Below are 21,226 nucleotides of genomic sequence, written 5' to 3' on the forward strand. Positions count from 1 at the left end.
ACAGGCTCGCTCCCACAGGTTGCTCATCAGGGTGCCGGCGGTTTCTTCGAGCCTTTTTTGCCCTTGGCGGGTTTGCGCGTCTTTGTCAGCGTTACCGGGGCAATCGGCTCAGCGACGACCGCCGGGGCCTTTTGATTGACGGGCTCAGGCACGACGACCGGAGTTTTCAACTTGATCGGCTCCGGGGTTATCTCCGGGACTTTCGCCTCGACCACATCGGCTTCACCAGGAGGTTGCGTCAGGCTAAAACCTGGCAACGGAACATCGAGCAGCGTGTGCAGCTCACACCAGAACGGATTGTCTGCGCCGCTGGTCAACAATTCCGGCAGCAAATTGGCAACGGCCGCCAACACTTGTTGGCGTTCTTCGACCTCGGCCAGCATCAGGGGCAGGCTGTGCAGGCTTTCCTGCGGGTGGGTGGCGACCAGCAGTTTTTGCAGGTGCAGGGTTTCGCGCAGGTCCAGCGGCTCGGCGCTGTAATCCTGTAGCAGCACCTGCAATTGCAGGATCAGTTTCTCGACGCTTTGCTTGCCCGGTTCATCGCTGTCACGGCCCAGCAGGAACAGGATCCGGATCAAGGCTTCCATCAGACCGCCAAGGGGCAGGGCGTCCTGAAGGCGTTCGATCAGGACTTTATCGTGCTGCTCGGCATGGGCCTGAAGATTACGCCCCGGTGCATTGCCGGCGAGGCTATTGAGCACGCCATACACGCCGTAAAAACACATTTCCTGGGCGGCATCGCGCAGATCCCGATAGCCGTTCAAGGCGTCCTGTATCTGGTTGGAAAACAATGCCTGCCAGGCCAGCAATGGATTGGCCGGGCTTGCGGGTTGACGATCCGTGCTCACTTGGGCGGCACTGCCTGCCAACCACCACAGCGCCGGGTTCAAACTGTTCCACATCACCTGTTGCTGGTGGAATGGATGGGCCTTGCGCATCAGTTCGGCGGTCGGTTCATTGATCAACTGGCGCAACCACGGCCGAACAAATCCGTCGTAGAGGCTGTTGTTGATGTCAGAGGCACGCTCGACCAGCGCGAATTCGCGATCGTCATCACGGGGCGGCTGCACTTCACCGTGGATGTCGGCGATAAGCCGACGCTCGAAGCGCACGGCATACGGCGTTTGAAAGTCTTCCGGCTGGTCCTCGATGAGCATTTCATACAGCCCACCCGGCAGTTCATTGATCGCGTCGACCGCGCCCAGCAACTCTCGGTGTTCACGCCGTGCCACTTCACCGGACACGAAGATGCCCAGATGACCGATGCTCGCGTGCCGCAGGTAAACGATGGTGCGACCGGCATTTTGCAGGGCGAGGTCACTTGGGTAGACGTCGGTGATCCAGTCCAGCGCCTGTTGCGGCGAGGTGATGTTGTCGCCATAGGAGCAAAACACCACCACCGGCACTTCGATGCGCTTGAGGTCGAGTCCGCTGCTCTTGCGCCCGAGGCCGCCGGACAGCTGATTGCCGATGAACAGGTCATCGACAATCATCTCGATCTCTTCGCCATTGAGCAGGGTCGGGCTACCCCACCAGCGCTCGAAGTCCAGAAAACGCGGAGCCTCGCTGTCGACTTCACTGAACAGGTGGTAGTACTTGCCCCACCAGGTGTTGGCCGGGTCGAGGCTTTCGAAATTGCTCACCAGCCAGGTGCCGTCGAAACGGTCATTGCCCAGGTCGCTGCCCAGCCGCGCCATCCAGCCGCCACCCAGCAAACCGCCGGTGTAGCGCATCGGATTGCGACCATTGACGCCGGCCCAGTACGACAGCGGCGCCCCATTGACGATGATCAGCCCCGGCAATTCCGGGCGGGTAGCGGCCAGGCCCATCAATGCCCAGCCGGCCTGGCAGTTGCCGATCACCACGGGTTTGGCGCTGGCAGGATGTCGTGCACTGACTTCTTCGATGAACCGCGCCTGGGCCTCAACAATGTCTGCAAGGGTCTGCCCTGGGCGTGGCGAATGGCTGAACGAGATGAAATAGGTTGGGTGCCCGGCGCGCAGGCTTTCGCCGATGACCGAATCCTGTTTGAAACCGCCGATCCCCGAGCCGTGGCCGCCTCGTGGATCAATGATGATCACCGGCTGTTTTTTGTTGTCGAGCCGTTGACCGGGGCCCGCGAGGATCTGCAACAGCGAGTAGTTGACCGGGCGCGGCAGGTCTTCACCGGCGACCAGGGTTTCATGATTGAACTTGAGCAGCAGCGGATACCCGGCGCGTTCGTGGGCCAGGGTGTTGTCGCCGCGCTGACGCAGGGTGTCCCAGAACAACACGCTACGTTGACCCACGTCTGTGAGGTATTCCTGCCAGTCAGCGGGCGTCGGCTGCCTGAGTTGCCCAAGGCTTGAAAGTGCGTAGGTTTTGGCCTGGCGCTGTTGCACGGCGTCGAGAACGTTGCGGGTATTGAGGCGCTGCAGATGGTTCAGGTGCTCGAATAAACCGGCCGGGGACGAAAGCCCTTCATCTTGCAGCGCAATATTTTCTTCCTGACCCATTGTGAACTCCTGACGCAATGCGTGGGAATGTCGCCCTGACTAATAGAAGCCAAGCCGGCCATCCGATTTTAACGAGTGTATAGGGAATATCATCCGAAGTAGGAGTTTTATTGTGCGCTGCAAAAAATAGCCGTTGCCAAATAGTTTTGTGCACTGCAATATCAAGGCTAACGCGATGTCTGGCAGGATCGCTATCGCGTCCTCAGGTCCATCCGGGCCTTTCAGTACCAGGAGATTCAAGCATGTCTTTTTTCAATTCGGAAAAACTGCAAACCGCTCAGAAAGCCAACCTCGATCTTTTGCAGCAAATCAGCGGCAAAGTCTTCGCCAGCGTTGAACAGCTGAGCCAGTTGCAGTTCAAGGCACTGCGCGACTCCACCGAAGAGCACTTTGAAGGCGTGCGCAAACTGCTGGCCGTGCGTGACCCTCAAGGTTTTGCTGACTTGCAGGCGTCGTTCACCCAGCCGAGCGCGCAGACTGAACGTCTGGCCGAGTTCAATCGTCAGGTTCAAGCGCTGATCGTGGGCACGCAGTCGGACATCGCCAAACTGACGTCGAGTCAGGTCGAGGCGGGCACCCAGCAGGTGAATGAGTTTGTTGAAGCAATCAGCAAGAATGCACCGGCTGGCTCCGAGCCTGTAGTGGCTGCGTTCAAGTCGGGCCTGGCGAATGCCGGCACCGTGTTTGAAAGCGCACAGAAAGCGGTGAAACAGGCTTCCGATGTGGCTCAGAGCAATTTTGACGCCGCCACTGCCGCTGCCACCAAAGCAGCGCCAGAAGCAAGCGCCAAGGCCACCAGCGGTAACAAGTAAGTCAAATCAGGCCAGCAGCACAAAAATGGCGATGGGTTTATTCCCCATCGCCATTTTTTTTCGGCCCGTTATCGGTGCCGGGTTTGCCGCCAAACATGCCGAACAGGTTTTGGGTATTGAGGTACAACGCCTTGGACTGGTCGACATACTGGCGCATCAGGTCCTGCATGACCGGGGCCTGTTGATGCATGAAGTCGCTCCAGGCTTCGGACGACTGCGCGCCGGTCTGCGACTGAATGTCGATAACGGTCTGGATGCTTTTGTCCAGGTAGCTGCCGAGCACGCCCTGGTACGGACCATAGAACTGGATAATCCCCATCAGCATCTCGCTGGTGAAGATCGGCTCACCGCCGCTTTCGGCTTCCAGAATTACTTGCAGCAGGATGCTGCGCGTCAGGTCTTCGCCGCTCTTGGCATCGACCACCTGAAACGCAACTTTATCGACGACCAATTGGCGGACGTCCGCCAGCGTCAAATGACTGCTGGTGTGGGTGTCATACAGTCGGCGATTGGGGTATTTCTTGATCAGGCGGGGCGTGTTCCGACTGTTATCTGGCATGCGGGGCGTCTCGTGGCGAGCCTGGTTTGCAGGCATCTTAACCTACTATCGCCACTGCCGCGGGTGCTCGTTCCCACGCGCTCCTTACCGATAGTTCCCACGCTCTGCGTGGGAATTCATCCTCGGACGCTCTGCGTCCTCTCCTGGGACGCGGAGCGTCCCGGGCTGCATTCCCACGCGGAGCGTGGGAACGATCAGGCCGGTATTGATTTACCAGATCGGCAAGGTGTAGCTGACAATCAACCGATTCTCATCCAGATCACTACCAAAATTGGTCGAACGCACCGTCGCATTCCGCCATTTCACCCCGACATTCTTCAGCGGACCGCTCTGCACCACATATCCAATGTCGGTATCCCGCTCCCATTCCTTGCCTTCCGGGCGGTTGCCACCCAAATCGATATTGTCGCCGGTGATATAGCGGGTCATGAAGGTCAGCCCCGGCACGCCCATGGCCGCAAAGTTGTAGTCGTAACGCGCCTGCCAGGATTTTTCATCCTTGCTGGCGAAGTCGCCGATCTGCACGAAGTTCACCAGGAACGCATCGGTGCCGGTGACGTAGGCGTAGCCGGTGTCGCCGCTCATGCCTTGATAACCCAGGCCCAGCGCATGGCCGCCAAGGCTGTAGGTGAACATCGCGCCAATGGCATTGTTGTCGACATTGCTGCCGCCATCATCCGTTGAACGGGCAAAGCGCAGGTCCGTCTTGAACGATTGGCCCGTCGTCACCGGCAACACATAGGTCAGGTTCACCAGGTGCTGGCTGTAGAAATTGTCGAGATGACCGTAGCTGTAGCTGGTGGCGAGGTTGCTGGTCCATTTGTAGTTCAGGCTGGCGAAATCAAAACTGTCGCTGTCGACATGCCGCGTGGTGATGCCTTTGGCGCCGGTTCGGGTGATGCCCATGTCCTCGTAGTCGGAGGAGTCACGCTGATTGACCTGGGTCAGCCGTCCGGCATCCGCGGTCAGGTCTTCAATTTCCAGCGACGTCAACTGACCGCCCTTGAAGGTTTGCGGCAACAGCCGTGAATCGTTGGCCAGTACGGTTGGCAGTTTCGGCAGCAGCGTGCCGAGTTTCAGCGTGCTTTTGGAGGCGCGCAGTTTGGCGGTCAAACCCAGCTCGCCGTACTCGTTCTGCGCGCCTTTGCTCGTGTCGCCATGGCGTTTGAGCACGCCAGACCCAGCGCGATCAGGACTGGAATCGAGCTTGACGCCGAGCAGGCCGATAGCATCGAAACCGACGCCGATCAAACCGTCGGTGAAGCCCGACTCAAAGCGCAGCAGAAATCCCTGGGCCCATTCCTCTTGTTTGGATTGGGCGGCGTTGTCCTGACGATAATCACGGTTGAAATAGAAGTTGCGCAGCTCGAGGCTGGCCTTGCTGTCTTTGACAAAGTCAGCGGCGGCGGGGGCCGAGAGGCTAATGACGCCGCCGGCCAGCAACAGCCGGGTAGCGAGGGTGCGGGTGTTGCGGTCCATGGTGAAGCCCCTTTGTTTTTATTATGGAAAGACAGGTCCCGCGGCCCTCGCCAAATGGGCGAGGGCTTATCAATAAAAAAACGCGAACGCCGAATCGAGAGGAGCGTGGCGCCGCGTGCGGTTCAATCGTTAGAACTGTTCGGCGCTCAGGCCAAACAAGGAGGCGCTGCCCGCGCGCATGGATTGCTCCAGGCTCAAAATGCGCGGCAGCAGGCGATGGATGTAGAAATCGGCGGTGGCGATTTTCGCGCCGTAGAACCCTGGGTCCTCGTGCAGCTTTTGCTTGGCCACCTGTGCCATGCGCGCCCAAAGCCAGGCGTAAGCGACGTAACCGAACAGGTGCAAATACTCGACCGAAGCCGCGCCGACTTCGTTGCGATTGGTCGCGGCCTGATCCTGCAGCCAGTCGCTCAGGTCTTCCAGACGCTGCACGGCATCGAACAACTGGACGGAGTAGGGCGCATCGGGCTGATGGGCGAAATGACGGATCTCTCCGGTAAACTGACGCAGCGCGGCGCCGCTATCGGCGAGTACTTTGCGTCCCAGCAAGTCCAGGGCCTGAATGCCGTTGGTGCCTTCGTAGATCTGTGCGATGCGCACGTCACGAACCAATTGCTCCTGGCCCCATTCGCGGATGTAGCCGTGGCCGCCGAACACTTGCTGACCGTTGATGCAGCTTTCCAGACCGGTGTCGGTAAAGAACGCCTTGGCCACTGGCGTCAGCAGCGCGACCAGGGTTTGGGCGTTGTCGCGTTCCTTGGCGTCATCGGAAAACTTCGCCAGGTCCAGTTGCTGCCCGACATAACTGGCGAAGGCGCGGCCACCCTCAGTCATGGCCTTCATGCTGAGCAGCATGCGGCGCACGTCGGGATGGACGATGATCGGGTCAGCCACTTTGTCCGGGGCGATGGCGCCGGTCGGGGCGCGACTCTGCACACGTTCGCGAGCGTAAGCCACGGCACTCTGATAGGACGCTTCAGCACAGCCAATGCCCTGAATGCCGATGGACAAGCGCTCGTAGTTCATCATGGTGAACATCGCCGCCAGGCCTTTGTTGGCTTCGCCGACCAGCCAACCGCTGGCGCCGTCGAAGTTCATCACGCAGGTGGCCGAGGCCTTGATCCCCATCTTGTGTTCAATCGAACCGCAGCTCACGGCGTTGGCCTCGCCGAGGGAACCGTCGGCGTTGACCCGCACTTTAGGCACGACGAACAACGAAATGCCTTTCGGCCCGGCCGGCGCGTCCGGCAGTTTGGCCAGCACCAGATGGATGATGTTTTCGGTCAGGTCCTGATCACCACCGGTGATAAAGATCTTGCTGCCGGTGATGTTGAAACTGCCATCGGCCTGAGGTTCGGCGCGGGTGCGGATGATTCCCAGGTCGGTGCCGGCGTGGGCTTCGGTCAGGCACATGGAGCCGGCCCAACGGCCTTCGTACATCGGCGGCAGGTACAGGTTTTTCAGGGTCTCGTTGGCGTGGGCATCCAGCGCCAGGCAGGCACCGGAACTCAACGCCGAATACAGGGCGAAGCTGGAATTGGCGCCGTAGAGCATTTCTTCGAATTGCACGGCGAGCATCTTCGGCATGCCCATGCCGCCGAAATCGGCGTTACCTGAAAGGCCCACCCAACCGCCTTCGATGTAGGTGGCGTAAGCCTGTTTGAAACCGATCGGCGTGCTGACCTGGCCATCGAGCCACTGGGCGCCTTCTTCGTCGCCGCTGCGATTCAACGGCGCAATCAGGTGCGAGGTGACTTTCGCCGCCTCTTCCAGAATGGCGTCAGCGGTGGCGGCATCGACGCTGTCGGCCAGGGCCGGCAGGCGCGCCCACAGGGCCGGGGCGTCGAACACTTCATGCAGCACAAAGCGCATGTCGCGCAGCGGGGCGTTGAATTCGGGCATAACGTGAACCTCAAAAGGTGTGCGATGGGCACGGCGCCGCAACGGCGGACCGTGCCCTTTCAATCAATGAGCGGAAGCGCTGGCGGCGCCGAGGCCGGTCTGGGCGCGAACGAACTGGTCGGCGTAGGCATCACGCTCCTTGTCGGCGCGCACGCTGCGGTCGAGTTTCGACACCACCACGATCACGAAGAACGCCAGCGGCATGGAGAACAGCGCCGGGTGGTCGTAAGGGAAGATCGCGTGGGCATGGCCGAGCACGGTGACCCACACCGCTGGCGACAGGATCACCAGCACCAGCGCGCAGATCAGGCCGGCGAAACCGCCGAGGATCGCGCCTTTGGTGGTCAGGCCTTTCCAGTACATGGCCATGATCAGCACCGGGAAGTTGGTCGATGCGGCGATGCCGAAGGTCAGGCCCACAAGGAACGCGACGTTCATCTTCTCGAACAGAATGCCCAGCAGAATCGCGATGATGCCCAGGCCAACCGTGGCCATGCGGGTTACGCGCATTTCCTGTTTCTGGCTGGCTTTGCCTTTCTTGAACACCGTGGCGTAGAGGTCATGGGAAATCGCCGAGGCGCCGGCCAGGGCCAGCCCGGAAACCACTGCCAGAATGGTGGCGAAGGCCACGGCCGAGAGGAAACCGAAGAACAGGTTGCCACCGACCGCTTTGGCCAGGTGCATAGCGACCATGTTGCCGCCGCCGATCAAGGCGCCGCCGACTTCACCATTGACGTAGTACTGCGGGTCGGTGCCGATGATCACCATTGCGGCAAAACCCAGGGTGCAGACAACCAGGAAGAAAAAGCCGATGAATCCGGTGGCGTAGAACACCGACTTGCGCGCTTCCTTGGCGTTGGGCACGGTGAAGAAGCGCATCAGAATGTGCGGCAGACCGGCAATGCCGAACACCAGGCCCAGGGACATCGAAGCGGTGTTGATCGGGTCGGCGAGCATTGAACCGGGCCCCATGATGTTCCAACCACTGGCGTGAGCCTGGACGGCTTTGTCCGCCAGGGTTTCGTAGCTGAAACCGAACTGCGACATGGCCATGACCGCCAGGGTCGTGCCGCCAGCGAGCAGCAACACAGCCTTGATGATCTGCACCCACGTGGTGGCGATCATGCCGCCGAAGATCACGTAGACCAGCATCAACGCACCGACGATCACCACGGCAACCGGGTAGTCGAGACCGAACAGCAACTTGATCAACTGACCGGCGCCGACCATCTGCACGATCAGGTAGCAGCACACCACGGTCAGCGAACCGAACGCGGCGAAGATCCGCACTTTGTTCTGGTCCAGCCGATAGGAAACGATATCGGCGAAGGTGTAGCGGCCCAGGTTGCGCAGGCGCTCGGCCATCAGGAAGGTGATGATCGGCCAGCCGACGAAGAAGCCGATGGTATAGATGAAGCCATCGTAGCCTTTGGCGAACACCAGGCTGGACAGCCCCAGCAGCGTGGCGGCGGACATGTAGTCACCGGCAATTGCCAGACCGTTCTGGAACCCGGTGATGCCACCGCCCGCAGTATAGAAGTCGGACGTGGATTTGGTTTGCCGAGCGGCCCACCAAGTGATGGCCAGCGTGCCCAACACGAAGACGAAGAACATGCCGATGGCATGCAGGTTGAGTGGCTGTTTTTCCACCACGCCCACGGCCGGGGCGGCGAGGGCGACGGAGGCCGGCAACAGACCGGCAGTGGCGAGGATGAGCGTACGGAACAGGTTCATCACTTGCTCTCCTCGAGAATGGCGGCGCCCAGTGCATCGAAGCGCGTGTTGGCGCGGTAGACGTACCAACCGGTCAGGAGCCAGGAAAAAATGATGATCGCCGCGCCAACCGGCATGCCCAGGGTCAACATCCGATGCTCGGCGACCGGTGCATGCAGCCACTGCGGGGCAAACGCAACTACCAGCATGAATCCGTAGTAGGTGCCCAGCACCGCAGCGCTCAGCGACCAGGCCAGGCGCGAACGGCTGCTCACCAATTGAAGGAATTTCGGGTTGCTCCGAATGCGTTCACAGCGTTGGGTATCGGTTGAATGGATGTCGATCATGGGTGGCTCCACTTTGTTTTTGTTATGTGTCCGGGGGCAAGTCAGAGCCGAATTCGGCCTGCACGAGCCCGAAGCGGCAGGGAAAGGCGCCTGCCGCTTGATGGGTAAAACGTCGGTTCGGGTTAGAGCGCTTTGGCCCTCTCGCGCAGAACGTACTTCTGAATTTTGCCGGTGGACGTTTTCGGCAACAGGGTGAAGATCACCGTGCGCGGGACTTTGAAACCGGCCAGATGCTCGCGGCAGAAACTGATGATGTCGGCCTCGCGCACGTCCTGGTGATCGGCCTTCAAGGTGACAAAGGCGCAAGGCGTTTCGCCCCACTTTTCATCGGGACGAGCAACCACGGCCGCCTCCATCACGCCGGGATGGCGATACAGCACGCCTTCCAGTTCGATGGTGGAAATGTTCTCGCCGCCGGAAATGATGATGTCCTTGAGCCGGTCCTTGATCTCGACATAACCGTTGGGATGACACACCGCCAGGTCGCCGGTATGGAACCAGCCACCTTCGAACGCTTCGGCCGTGGCGGTCGGGTTCTTCAGGTAGCCCTTCATCACGGTGTTGCCGCGCATGAAGATCTCACCGATGGTCTGACCGTCGCGCGGGGTCGGTTCCAGGGTCTTCGAGTCGCCGACCATTACGCCTTCGAGCGTCGGGTAGCGCACACCCTGACGGGATTTGATTTGTGCTCGTTCATCCAGCGCCAGTTCATCCCATTCGGCATGCCAGGCGCAGAGCGTCACTGGGCCGTAGGTTTCGGTCAGGCCATACACGTGAGTGACCTTGATGCCCATCTCTTCCACGGCGCCGATCACTTTGGCCGGCGGTGCAGCACCCGCCACCATGGCGTTGACCGGGTGATCGATGGCCGCTTTTGCCGATTCCGGCATGTTGACCAAGGCATTGAGCACAATCGGCGCAGCGCACAGGTGCGTCACTTGATGCTCGCGGATCAGGGTGAGGATTTTCTGCGGATCGACCCGGCGCAGGAACACATGCACGCCAGCCATTGCGGTGATGACCCACGGGTAGCACCACCCGTTGCAATGGAACATCGGCAAGGTCCAGAGGTACACCGGATGATTGCCCATGGCCCAGGTCATCTGGTTGCCCAGCGAGTTCAGGTAGGCGCCGCGATGGTGGTAAACCACGCCTTTCGGGTTGCCGGTGGTGCCGGAGGTGTAGTTCAGCGAGATGGCTTGCCACTCGTTGGCCGGCCATTGCCAGGCGAAGTCCGGATCGCCCTCGGCCAGCAGCGCTTCATAGTCGAGGTCGCTGACGGCCTGGCCTTCACCGTATTCCGGGTCATTCACATCGATCACCAGCGGCGGGTGATCGAGCATGCCGATGGCCGCGTGAATCACGTCGTGGAATTCACGGTCGGTGATCAGCACCTTGGCCTCGCCATGCTGCAGCATGAAGGCAATGGCTTCGGCATCCAGGCGCACGTTGAGTGGGTTGAGCACCGCGCCGATCATTGGCACGCCGAAATGCACTTCAAGCATCTCGGGAATATTGGGCAGCATCACCGCCACCGTGTCGTTCTTGCCGATGCCGCGACCGGCCAGCGCCGAGGCCAGACGTCGGCAACGGGTGTAGGTCTGCGCCCAGGTACGACGAATCGAGCCGTGGATCACGGCCGGGTAATGGGGGTAAACGCTGGCAGTGCGCTCAATGAAGCTGAGCGGAGACAAGGCAATGTGATTGACAGCCGAAGGGCCTAGCCCTTGTTCATAGATCGACATGACGGGTACTCGGTGGCTGATTGTTAGCTCTATGGATGGCCTGTTCAGCGTAGCCGCTGAGGTCATCCTTTATGTCCGGCCTGCTTTATATAACAATCTGCCATGCATATGGAAGTACAACCTACGCAGTATAGTAGTTGTACTATATTTGATTCTTGCGTGTCCAAATGAATGCGGCCATACCTCCAGAGCCGGTATATTCTTGGCTCCCCCGAAAAAGCGGACCCGTGATGACTCTGACCCCCGTTCGATTGCACAGCTGGTTGCGCCTGCAACGCGAAGGCGTGTCCCTGGCCGCCCGGGCTGATGCGTTGTGCCGTGCGTTGCAGGAATGTCCCGAGGTGCGCCGGGCGGTTTATCTGAGCTGGCAACCCAATGCGCGAATTTACAGCCACGAGGGCGCGGCGCAGCATTTCCCTCCGGGCCTGGGCGATCCGTCGCTGGCCAGCGATCAGTTGCTGTTTGATCGGCTGGTCGAGACCGGGCGCCTGGACCTCGCGCAAGTACGGCAACTCGATTGCTGGCTGTCCGGTCGGTTGCGCCGGGCCGCCATCAGCCATGGCCAGGTGTTTGATCTGGCCTTGCAGACGGGGCAGGCCGGCCTGTTGCTGGTGGAAGTCTGTGAAGGCGTGAGCCTTGACTGGCTGGGTTGGGTGCAGGATTTGCTGACGACCTTGCTCAGTAGCGTCAACGGCATGCTGCGCGGATCGCCGCTGTTGGGTCACGACCCACAACCGAGTCTGTTGCTCGATGCGCAGGGCCGGCCGCTGGAGTTCAATGCGGCGCTGCTGGCGTTGCTCGCGGAAAAATCACTGACCGAGGTGCTGGGCTTTTTGCCAGTTAATCACCGGGTGCTGGTGCGCGCCTGCCTTGACCAGCAGCGTGCCATCGAAGGGGTGGAAGCGCAGTTCGAGGCGCAGATCCTGATTTGGACGTTTATCCCCGATCCCCAGGACAACCGCGTGCTCGCTCGTTGCCGCGATGCAACGGCCCAGGTGCTGGCCGAACGTGAAGCGGCCACGGCACGCCGGCTGTACCGGCTGATCATCGAGAACACCACCGACCTGATTTCCCGGCACACCCCGGACGGGCGTTTTCTTGATGCTTCGCCGGCCTCCTGGACATTACTCGGCTACTGGCCTGAAGAGTTGCGCGGGCAAATGGCTCAGGGTCTGTTCCATGGCCAGGACCTCGCCAACCTGGTCCAGCGTGCCCGGGACGCTCTGGAGCAGGACGGTTATCACACGATGACGTACCGCATTCGCCATCGTGCCGGGCATTACCTGTGGTTCGAAACCGCCAGCCGGGCGATCCGTGAGACCTACACCGGCGCCGTGGTCGAAGTGGTCAGCGTATCCCGGGACATCACCGCCCGTGTGCAAGCCGAAGAGAACAAGCGGCGCCTGGCCGAAGTCGTCGAGGCCAACACCGATCCGGTGCTGTTCATCGACCCTGACGGGCAAGTGACTTACCTCAACCCGGCGGCGCGGCGCATCCTCGGCATCGACGAGCAACAACCGATGCCGGCCCTGGCGCACTTGTTTTCCAGCGCTGACCTGACGCGCCTGCAACGTGACGGCTGGAGCAGCGCTGAACGCGACGGCGTGTGGAGCACCGATGCGCGGTTGCAACCACCCGGAGGCGGCACATCAGTGCCGGTCTCGCTGGTGCTGCTGGCGCACCGTTCGGCCGGTGGCGAGCGCTATTACTCATTGGTGGCGCGGGACATGACCGAGCGTGAACTGCGCGAGGTGCAACAGCGCCGCCACCAGGACGAATTGGCCCACACCGCGCGGCTGGTCACCCTCGGCGAGCTGGCCTCGGGCATTGCCCACGAAATCAACCAGCCATTGGCCGCCGTGGTCAATTACGCCAATGCCAGCCAGCGCTATTTACACACACTCGATTCCAATCCCCAGGCCGCCGAACGAGTGGCCCAGGGGCTGCAACGCATCACCCATCACGCCACCCATGCCTCGGAAGTGATCAAGCGCTTGCGGGCGTTTCTGCGCAAGGGCCAGCGCCGCATGCAGGCGCTGAATTTTACCGACGTCGCCCGCGAGGCCGTGCGGTTGTGTGCCTGGGAGGCGAGTAATTGCCAAGTGACAATCGAGGATCGACTACCGGATAATCTGCCGCCCGTTTATGCCGACCGGGTGTTGCTTGAGCAGGTTCTGCTCAATCTGTTGCGCAACGCCATCGACGCCAACCGCGAACAACATCCGGGGCAGCCTTCGCTGATCGTGATGGCGGCGCAGCAGGACAGCGGGGCCACCGTGGAAATCAGCGTGCAAGACCAGGGGCCGGGCGTCAGCGAGCCCGAACTGGAGCAGATCTTTACCCCGTTCTATACCAGCAAGGCCGAAGGGCTGGGCCTTGGCTTGTCCATGAGCCGCAGCATCATCGAAGGTTTTGGCGGTGAATTGCAGGCCCGACGCCAACCGGTCGGGCTGCTGATGAGTTGCCGCTTGCCGCTTGCCGGCCCAACAAAACAACAACAGGAATAATGCAATGGCAGGTGTGACGGAGCACGTGGTGTATGTGGTCGACGATGACCAGGGCATGCTTGATTCAACGGTCTGGTTACTGGAATCGGTCGGGCTCAAGGCCTTGCCGTTCACCAGTGGCGTGGAGTTTCTCAGCGCCTGTGATGCCACGCTCGATGCCTGTGTGCTGCTCGATGTGCGCATGCCCGGCATGGGTGGTTTGAACGTGCAGGAAGAAATGCGCACACGTGAGCTGAACCTGCCGATCATTTTCGTCAGCGGGCACGCCGATGTGCCGATCGTGGTGCGCGCGTTCAAGGCCGGCGCCCATGACTTCATCGAGAAACCTTATAACGAGCAGTTGTTGCTGGACAGCGTGCAACAGGCGCTCAGCAACTGCGCCGCCAACCGGTCGGGCAATCAGGGCCATGAAGCCTTGCAGGCACGCTTGTTGACGCTGACCCCACGGGAGCGCGATGTCTTGCTGCCGCTGGTGCAGGGTTACACCACCCGCGAAATCGCCGAGCAACTGGGCGTCAGCGCGAAAACCGTCGACCTGTATCGCTCGCGCGTGATGAAGCGCATGCAGGCCAATACCCTGCCGGACCTGGTCGGCATGGCCATTGCCGCCGAACTGGTCGACCCGCTGAAACTGCGATGAAGCCTCGCGCCGGGTATTGAGCGTCTATGCTGGGCTAACCGATCCGCAACCGTTGCAGTGACCTGCAAGGAGGCATCCGTGGAGCCCACGTCCTTTTCCGAGAAAACGCTCACTCGCACGCTGCTCGATGTGCTGATTCGTGCCGGGCTGATCGTCGTTCTGGTGCTGTTCTGCTTCGAGATATTCAGCCCCTTCCGCGACTTGATGCTGTGGTCGCTGATCCTGGCGATCACCCTCTATCCGCTGCAAGAACGGATTCGGGGGACGCACAAACCGGGGCACGTGGCGACGCTGATCATTTTGATCGCCATCGTCATCCTGATGGTGCCGATCTACCTGCTGGGCACCTCGATTGCCGACTCGGTCGAACACGCGATGGAAATCGTCAAGGGCGGCAGTTTTCACATTCCGCCGCCAGCCGAGTCAGTCGCCAGTTGGCCGCTGGTGGGCCAGCCGCTTTCTGATCTATGGCTACAGGCCTCAACCAATCTTCCCGACCTGACCGCGAAATACGTACCGCAGATCAAACACGCCAGCCTGGGCCTGTTGGGCAAACTGGCCGGTGTCGGCATGGGATTCCTGACCTTCATCTTCGCCTTGATCATTGCCGGAATTTTCATGGCCCATGGTGAAGGTGGCAGACGCGCCGCGGTCCAGATTGCCTCGAGAGTCAGCGGTCCGGCCAGGGGCCCGAAAATCGCCGAACTGTGCACCGCCACCATTCGCGCGGTCGCGCTGGGTGTGGTCGGCATCGCCTTTATCCAGATGCTGCTGGTGGGCCTTGGTTTTGTCTTCAAGGGCATCCCCGGTGCCGGTTTGCTGGCCTTGGCGGTGCTGCTGCTTGGCATCATGCAGCTACCGGTGTCGCTGATTACGCTGCCGGTGATTGGCTTTGTCTTCGCCACCGAAGGGGCTAGCACGGCGACCATCATCTTTGCCATATATGTGTTCATTGCCGGCCTGGTGGACAACGTCCTCAAACCTTTACTGTTGGGGCGCGGTGTTGATGTGCCGATGCCGGTGGTGCTGATCGGCGCCTTGGGTGGCATGGTCACCAGCGGCATCATCGGGCTGTTCATCGGCCCGGTGGTGCTTGCCGTCGGCTATCAATTATTCTGGCAATGGGTGCAGGATCGACCACTGGAGGACGGAGGGCCGCCACTGTGAGTGCGCAGGATCATCAACTGCTGGATCAGGTACTGACCGCCCACGGTGGTCTGGACCGCTGGAACCGCTTCGACACCGTCCGCGCCACGCTGGTGACCGGCGGTTCGCTCTGGGGCGCGAAAGGGCTGACGCAGGACAGCGCCCCCCGTCAGATGACCGTGTGGTTGCACCAACAGAAAGCCTCGGTGACTCCCTTCGGTGGACCGGGCAAACGGACGGCCTATTCACCCGACAGAATCGCCATCGAAACCCCCGACGGACAGGTGATTGCCGAGCGCCAGGCGCCCCGGGAATCGTTCCGCGACCACGACGAAAACACCCCTTGGGATCCACTGCATCGCGCCTACTTCAACGGCTATGCGCTGTGGTCCTACCTGACCATGCCGTTCCTGTTCACCTTTCCAGGTGTGGTGAGCGAAGAAATCGAGCCCTGGCAAGAGGCCGCACAGCGCTGGCGTCGCTTGCGGGTGCATTTCCCCGAAAGCATCGCCACGCACAGCGCCGTACAGGATTTCTACTTCGGCGAAGACTTCCTGTTGCGCCGGCACGATTACAACGTCGACGTGAGTGGTGGCATGCCGGCCGCCCAATATGTGTCTGACTACATCGAAGCTGACGGGCTGCGAATGCCCGGCAAGCGGCGTGCTTACCGACGCGCAGAGGACGGCCAGGCCAACAAGGATGCGTTGCTGGTGGCTATCGATCTCAGCGAACTCGGCTATTCGTAATACTCTTCGGAGGGATGAATCATGACCGTGCATGCCTGGGAAAAACTCTACCTTGATGACCTGAGCCTGGGTCAGCAGTTCGAAAGCGACAGCCTGCGCGTCCATCGAGCGTCGATGCTGGCCTTCGCTCAGGAGTACGACCCGCAACCGTTTCACCTCGATCCTGAAGCCGCCGAGCTGAGCCTGTTCCGTGGCCTGGCCGCCAGCGGCTGGAACACGGCCGCCCTGACCATGAAGCTGCTGGTGGAAAGCGTACCGCTGGCGGACGGCATCATCGGGTTGGGCATCGAACTGAGCTGGCCAACGCCCACTTATCCCGACGATCTGTTGCGCCTGCAATGCACCGTGCAGGCCATCGACCCGTCCAGCACCAAGCCCGACCGGGGCGTGGTGACGATGTTCATGGAAACCCTCAATCAGAATGACAAGGTGGTGCAGCGATCTACCGGCAAACTGCTGGTGTTCAGGAGACCGCCGCCTGACTGAAAAGTAGTCATGGGTGTGTGGGGCGCGCGCATGATGGCTGAGGTCAAGTTCATGAGTCAGTCGAGCGCGTGCTCTGTCGATGGCAGGGAACGGAGGAGGTGTTTTGAAACCATTTCTGCCCAGGCCCAGCGCCTCAACGATGAACATGCTGCGTGAAGGCTGCCTGCAACGCCGTGAAGCGGTGCCGCAAGCGCTGACGGAACAAGCGGTCATCCCGGGCATCCCCAATGCGCGCTATTGGCTGGACCAGGACCTGACGCTGTTCATTCGTGACGCGACTTTGGCCAACGATCGTGAGGTCGAGGCGCACGGCGACTCGGAGTTGCCGACCGACATGCTGCCACGGGGTTATTACCTGGCCATTTCGGGGGGCGGCGACGCCGGCACCTTCGCGGCGGGCATCATTGCGGGCTGGACTTTGCATGGGAGCCGACCTGCTTTCAAGGTCGTCACCGGCATCAGCGCGGGCGCCCTGGTTGCCCCGTTCGCTTACCTGGGGCCTGAGTACGACAGCGTCATTCTGGGGATCTGCAGTGCAATCGGTCCCAAAGACGTGTTCCATTCGCGAAGTATGCTGACCCGCCTGGCCAGCGACGGTATCGCGGACAGCAAGCCACTGGCGCGGCTCATTGCCAAGTACATCACCGCCGACGTGCTCGCGGCCATCGCCGCGCAATACGCCAAAGGACGACTACTGATGATCGGCACCACCGATCTGGATGCCGGGCGGCCTGTCACCTGGAACATGGGCGCGATTGCGTCCAGCGGCGCACCGGGAGCGCTCCACCTGTTTCGCAACATCATGATCGCGTCGATGAGCATTCCCGGCGCGGTCTCACCGGTGATGATCGATGTGGAGGTCGACGGCAAACAGTTTCAGGAAATGCACGTGGACGGAGGTGTCCTCACTCAAGTGTTCCTTTACCCGCCGGGCACCGTGGTGGCGCTGAACAGCGTGACCGGCGCGCGCATACGTCGGGAGCGGCATTTCTATGTCATTCGCAACGGCAAACTGGTGCCGCAATGGTCCGGAACCAAGCGCCGTACCTTGAGCATCGGCGGGCGCGCCATCAGCACCTTGATCCAGACCCAGGGGATCAGCGACCTCGATCGCATTTACCGCATCGCCCAGCAGGATGGGGCGGACTTCAATCTGGCGTATATCGGCGCCGATTTTGTTTGTCCTCGCAATCAGAAATTCGACGGCGAGTACATGAAACGTCTGTTCGAGTACGCCTTTCAACTCAGCGCAAAAGGCTACCCCTGGCATAAATCGCCGAACGGGTGAGTTGTCTGAATGAAATTTATGCTGTAGTTTTTCATGAAATTATAAAAATATAATTTCATGAGGCTTGTATGTTTCAGCAGTCCACGCAGCATGTCGCCAGCTATTACGCCCACAGTTGCGCTGATCGCCTGACCACCCGACCGGCGCTTGCCGGTGAGCAAACCGCCGAGGTTGTGATCATCGGTGCCGGTTTCAGCGGCCTGCATACCGCGCTGCGCCTGGCGTTGGCCGGCAAGCGCGTGACGCTGCTGGAAGCCAGCCGGGTGGCATGGGCAGCGTCGGGACGCAATGGCGGTCAGGCCATCCTTGGCTGGTCGTGCGACATGCCGCCACTGGAAGCGGCGCTGGGCTATGAACGTGCGCGACGGTTGTGGGACGGCATGCGCTGGGCCGCGCAAGAGCTGCGGGAGTTGCCGGCTCGCCATGGTTTCGACTGTGACTACCGCGCTGGCCATTTGTGGACCTCGGTCATGCCCCGTCGGGTCGGTCTGCTGACTGAATGGCAGCGCGAGGCCAGTCACAAGTGGGGCCACGATGGCTTGCAGTTCATCAGCCGTGAGCAGTTGCCGGAATGGGTGGCCAGCGATCGCTACCAGGCAGGACTTTATGACCCTGAGGGCGCTCACCTGAACCCGTTGAAACTGGCCCTGGGCCTGGCCGCCGCCATTGAGCGTGCGGGCGGCCGTATCCATGAACAAAGTAAAGCCTTGAGTTATCGAGAGGAGGGCGGTCAGTTCCTGGTGAACACCGAACGCGGATCGATTCGTGCAGATGTGCTGGTGCTGGCCTGCAATGCCTATCTCGACCGGCTCGACCCGCAACTGGCCAGTTGCGTGTTGCCGGTGGGGACTTATCAAGTTGCCACCGCACCGCTAACGGCAGAGCAAGCGACTGCGCTGCTGCCGAGCAATGTCTGCGTCACCGACAACCAGTTCGTTCTCGACTATTTCCGTCGCACGCCGGACAACCGCCTGCTGTTCGGCGGTGGCTGCACCTATCTGGGTGGCATGCCCAAGGACATTGCCGGTGCGACCCGGCCGTTTCTGGAACGGGTTTTCCCGCAGCTCAAAGGCGTAGAACTGGAATTCGCCTGGGGCGGGCATATCGACCTGACGCTCAAACGCACACCGGACATTGGTAGATGGGGTGATCGCTACTGGCTGCAGGGCTACTCCGGGCATGGTGTGCTGCCGACGCTGGCCGCAGCCCGCGCCGTGTCCGACGCGATTCTTGGCCAGAGCGATGAACTGGCGTTGTATCAGGGCTTGATTAACCCCAGCTTCCCAGGCGGGAAACACCTGGCGGCGCCGCTGGAAGCCATCGGCAAGGCGTGGTATCGACTGCGCGACAGCATTTGATGAATTATTTGGCGGAAATCCAGGCATGAACAAGCAAGAAGAAATCGCTGCGCTGGCGATCCTTATTCACGATCTGCGCAAGCACAAGAAATACACCTTGAAGGACCTGGCCGACCAGATCGGTCGTTCCGTCGGGTTTCTCTCGCAAGTCGAACGCGGCCTGTCACGGCCCACCGTGGCCGACCTGACGGCGATCAGCGAAACCCTGGGCGTGCCGACGACCTACTTCTACAGCCTGCCAAAACCCAAGGAGCTGCCGTGGGTCACCCGGCCGGATGAACGCCGCACGTTGTACTACGCCAATGGCATCACCGACATTCTGGTGTCGCCGAAAATGCGCGCTTCGTTTTCCATGCTCGAAAGTCACCTCGAAGCCGGCGCCAGCAGTGGCGAACGGCATCTGACTGATAGCTCGGAGCAGGGCGGCTACGTGCTCGAAGGCGAGTTGACGCTGTGGTTGGGCGATGACGAGGCCGTCACCTTGCAGGCCGGCGACAGCTTTCAGTTCGACAGCCATACCCGTTGCCGTTACGGCAACCTCACCGAGCACCTCACGCGAGTGCTTTGGGTTTACACCTGATAACCACAATAGGACCCACCATGATGGACGCTGATCTGCTGGCCGAAGTGCAAGCCTTCCGCCAACGCTACCCCGATGTACGTTATGTCGACCTGATTTCCCTGGACATTCCGGGGCACTTCTACGGCAAGCGCTATCCCGTGGAGATGCTGGAAAAGGTTGCGGCCGGCAGCGCGCTGAAACTGCCGCAAAACTGTGTGCTGCTGGGTGTGCAGGGCGGGTTGTTCAAGATTGGCGACTACTGCTTTAACGACGGTGACCCGGATGCGCTGCGCCGGCTGGTGCCGGGCACACTCAAACCGGTGAGCTGGGAAGCACAACCCTTGGGGCAAATGCTGATCACCTCGGACGGCACCGAAAACCCGATCGTTTTCGAGCCGCGTCAGGTCCTGGCGCAGGTGCTGGAGAGGCTCGCGGGCAAAGGCATTCATCCGGTGGTGGCGTTCGAGCTGGAGTTCTATCTGTTCGATAAAAAGCTGCGCGACGGGCTGCCCCAGTTTCCCCGGGATGGCTTGACCGACGATGCCGATGATCAACCGAACATGCACATCGAGCGCCTGTCACGCTTTGCCCCGGTGCTCGATGACATGGTCGAGGCATCGCGAGCCCAAGGCATCGATACCACGGTGATCACTGCCGAACTCGGCCCGGGCCAGTTCGAAATCAATTTCGGTCATCTCGATGATGGGTTGCGTGCGGCGGACTGGGCGGCCCTGTTTTGTCGCAGCAGCCGGGGCGTGGCGCTGAAACACGGTTACCGCGCCAGTTTCATGGCCAAACCTTACTTGCAGCACCCGGGCAGCGGCATGCACGTGCACGTCAGCCTTTACGATGCTGCTGGCAATAACATCCTCGCGGCGAACCAGCAGCAATCGCTGCGCCATGCCGTGGCGGGTTGTCTGGAACTGTTGCCTCATTGCATGCCGATCTTCGCGCCCAACCAGAACGCATTTCGCCGTTTGGGCGGCACTACGAACATCGCCACGCGGGCGAGCTGGGGCTTTGAGGATCGTGATGCGTGCCTGCGCATTCCGGAATCGGATGCAAAAAACCTGCGCATTGAACATCGCCTGTCCGGCGCCGACGCCAATCCCTACCTTGTGTTGGCGGCGATTCTGGTGGGACTCGAACATGGCCTGGAAGCGGGCAATGAGCCGATCCAGCCGCTCAACGAAGACCGCAACAGCGGGGTCGACTTCCCGCTGGAAATGCTCGAAGCGGTGCGCGTCATGCAGCATCAACCGCAGCTGCGCGAAGGGCTGGGCGCGGAGTTCGTGGATGTGTATTGCGAGAACAAGCGCCAGGATCATCTGGCGTTCATGCAGGAGATCAGTGCGCGGGAGTATCGCTGGTACCTGTAATGCACTTTTATAAAGCTTTTGTGCTGCGCCATGCACTAAGCCAAGGCAGAAACTGCAGA

General features: G+C 60.8%; 17 protein-coding genes. 10 read left to right on the forward strand and 7 right to left on the reverse strand.

Annotated features, from left to right (window positions below):
• Positions 1-26: 26 nt before the first annotated feature.
• On the reverse strand, positions 27-2,495 hold the full coding sequence (locus ACYZT8_RS14560; protein WP_461982167.1) for a DUF3141 domain-containing protein: 2,469 nt from the start codon (positions 2,493-2,495) through the stop codon (positions 27-29).
• 242 nt (positions 2,496-2,737) lie between these two features.
• Between ACYZT8_RS14560 and phaP the strand changes: the two genes are divergently transcribed.
• Positions 2,738-3,307, forward strand: coding sequence for a TIGR01841 family phasin (phaP, locus tag ACYZT8_RS14565; protein WP_461958864.1), 570 nt, complete (start codon positions 2,738-2,740; stop codon positions 3,305-3,307).
• 37 nt (positions 3,308-3,344) lie between these two features.
• On the opposite strand, the gene phaR is transcribed toward phaP, so the two are convergent.
• From phaR to ACYZT8_RS14595, 6 genes are all read right to left on the reverse strand, one after another.
• Positions 3,345-3,866, reverse strand: a complete 522-nt coding sequence (gene phaR, locus ACYZT8_RS14570) for a polyhydroxyalkanoate synthesis repressor PhaR (RefSeq protein ID WP_461958865.1) — start codon at positions 3,864-3,866, stop codon at positions 3,345-3,347.
• Between the two features lie 210 nt (positions 3,867-4,076).
• Positions 4,077-5,345 carry an OprD family porin gene (locus ACYZT8_RS14575; protein WP_461982169.1) on the reverse strand — a complete coding sequence of 423 codons (1,269 nt, stop codon included), beginning with the start codon at positions 5,343-5,345 and terminating at the stop codon, positions 4,077-4,079.
• A gap of 129 nt (positions 5,346-5,474) precedes the next feature.
• Positions 5,475-7,247 carry an acyl-CoA dehydrogenase C-terminal domain-containing protein gene (locus ACYZT8_RS14580; RefSeq protein ID WP_461982171.1) on the reverse strand — a complete coding sequence of 591 codons (1,773 nt, stop codon included), beginning with the start codon at positions 7,245-7,247 and terminating at the stop codon, positions 5,475-5,477.
• 63 nt (positions 7,248-7,310) lie between these two features.
• Entirely contained in the window at positions 7,311-8,981 is a 1,671-nt protein-coding gene (locus ACYZT8_RS14585; protein ID WP_461982173.1) for a cation acetate symporter, read from the reverse strand.
• The gene (locus ACYZT8_RS14590) at positions 8,981-9,307 is read right to left on the reverse strand and encodes a DUF485 domain-containing protein (RefSeq protein WP_461982175.1); all 327 of its coding nucleotides are present in this window, start codon (positions 9,305-9,307) and stop codon (positions 8,981-8,983) included. The genes ACYZT8_RS14585 and ACYZT8_RS14590 overlap by 1 nt, the downstream gene beginning before the upstream one ends.
• A gap of 122 nt (positions 9,308-9,429) precedes the next feature.
• Positions 9,430-11,052 (reverse strand): acyl-CoA synthetase, encoded by a 1,623-nt coding sequence (locus ACYZT8_RS14595; protein WP_461982177.1) that lies wholly within the window; start codon positions 11,050-11,052, stop codon positions 9,430-9,432.
• A gap of 230 nt (positions 11,053-11,282) precedes the next feature.
• Between ACYZT8_RS14595 and ACYZT8_RS14600 the strand changes: the two genes are divergently transcribed.
• From ACYZT8_RS14600 to ACYZT8_RS14640, 9 genes are all read left to right on the forward strand, one after another.
• On the forward strand, positions 11,283-13,559 hold the full coding sequence (locus ACYZT8_RS14600) for a PAS domain-containing sensor histidine kinase (RefSeq protein ID WP_461982179.1): 2,277 nt from the start codon (positions 11,283-11,285) through the stop codon (positions 13,557-13,559).
• 4 nt (positions 13,560-13,563) lie between these two features.
• Complete coding sequence (locus tag ACYZT8_RS14605; protein ID WP_046055223.1) at positions 13,564-14,199, forward strand: response regulator transcription factor; 636 nt, start codon at positions 13,564-13,566, stop codon at positions 14,197-14,199.
• Between the two features lie 78 nt (positions 14,200-14,277).
• Positions 14,278-15,366 carry an AI-2E family transporter gene (locus ACYZT8_RS14610; protein WP_461982182.1) on the forward strand — a complete coding sequence of 363 codons (1,089 nt, stop codon included), beginning with the start codon at positions 14,278-14,280 and terminating at the stop codon, positions 15,364-15,366.
• A complete protein-coding gene (locus tag ACYZT8_RS14615; RefSeq protein WP_461982184.1) occupies positions 15,363-16,094 on the forward strand; it encodes a hypothetical protein in 732 nt (243 codons plus the stop codon). Before ACYZT8_RS14610 ends, ACYZT8_RS14615 begins: the two co-directional genes overlap by 4 nt.
• A gap of 21 nt (positions 16,095-16,115) precedes the next feature.
• Entirely contained in the window at positions 16,116-16,580 is a 465-nt protein-coding gene (locus tag ACYZT8_RS14620; protein WP_461982186.1) for a MaoC family dehydratase, read from the forward strand.
• A 103-nt stretch (positions 16,581-16,683) separates the two neighbouring features.
• Positions 16,684-17,868, forward strand: coding sequence for a patatin-like phospholipase family protein (locus ACYZT8_RS14625; RefSeq protein ID WP_461982188.1), 1,185 nt, complete (start codon positions 16,684-16,686; stop codon positions 17,866-17,868).
• A gap of 68 nt (positions 17,869-17,936) precedes the next feature.
• Positions 17,937-19,226, forward strand: coding sequence for an NAD(P)/FAD-dependent oxidoreductase (locus tag ACYZT8_RS14630; protein ID WP_461982190.1), 1,290 nt, complete (start codon positions 17,937-17,939; stop codon positions 19,224-19,226).
• Positions 19,227-19,251: 25 nt separating this feature from the next.
• Positions 19,252-19,806 (forward strand): helix-turn-helix domain-containing protein, encoded by a 555-nt coding sequence (locus ACYZT8_RS14635; RefSeq protein WP_461982192.1) that lies wholly within the window; start codon positions 19,252-19,254, stop codon positions 19,804-19,806.
• 20 nt (positions 19,807-19,826) lie between these two features.
• The gene (locus tag ACYZT8_RS14640) at positions 19,827-21,167 is read left to right on the forward strand and encodes a glutamine synthetase family protein (RefSeq protein WP_461982194.1); all 1,341 of its coding nucleotides are present in this window, start codon (positions 19,827-19,829) and stop codon (positions 21,165-21,167) included.
• The last annotated feature ends 59 nt before the right edge of the window (positions 21,168-21,226 follow it).

It is taken from the genome of Pseudomonas sp. LB3P93, assembly GCF_054898025.1.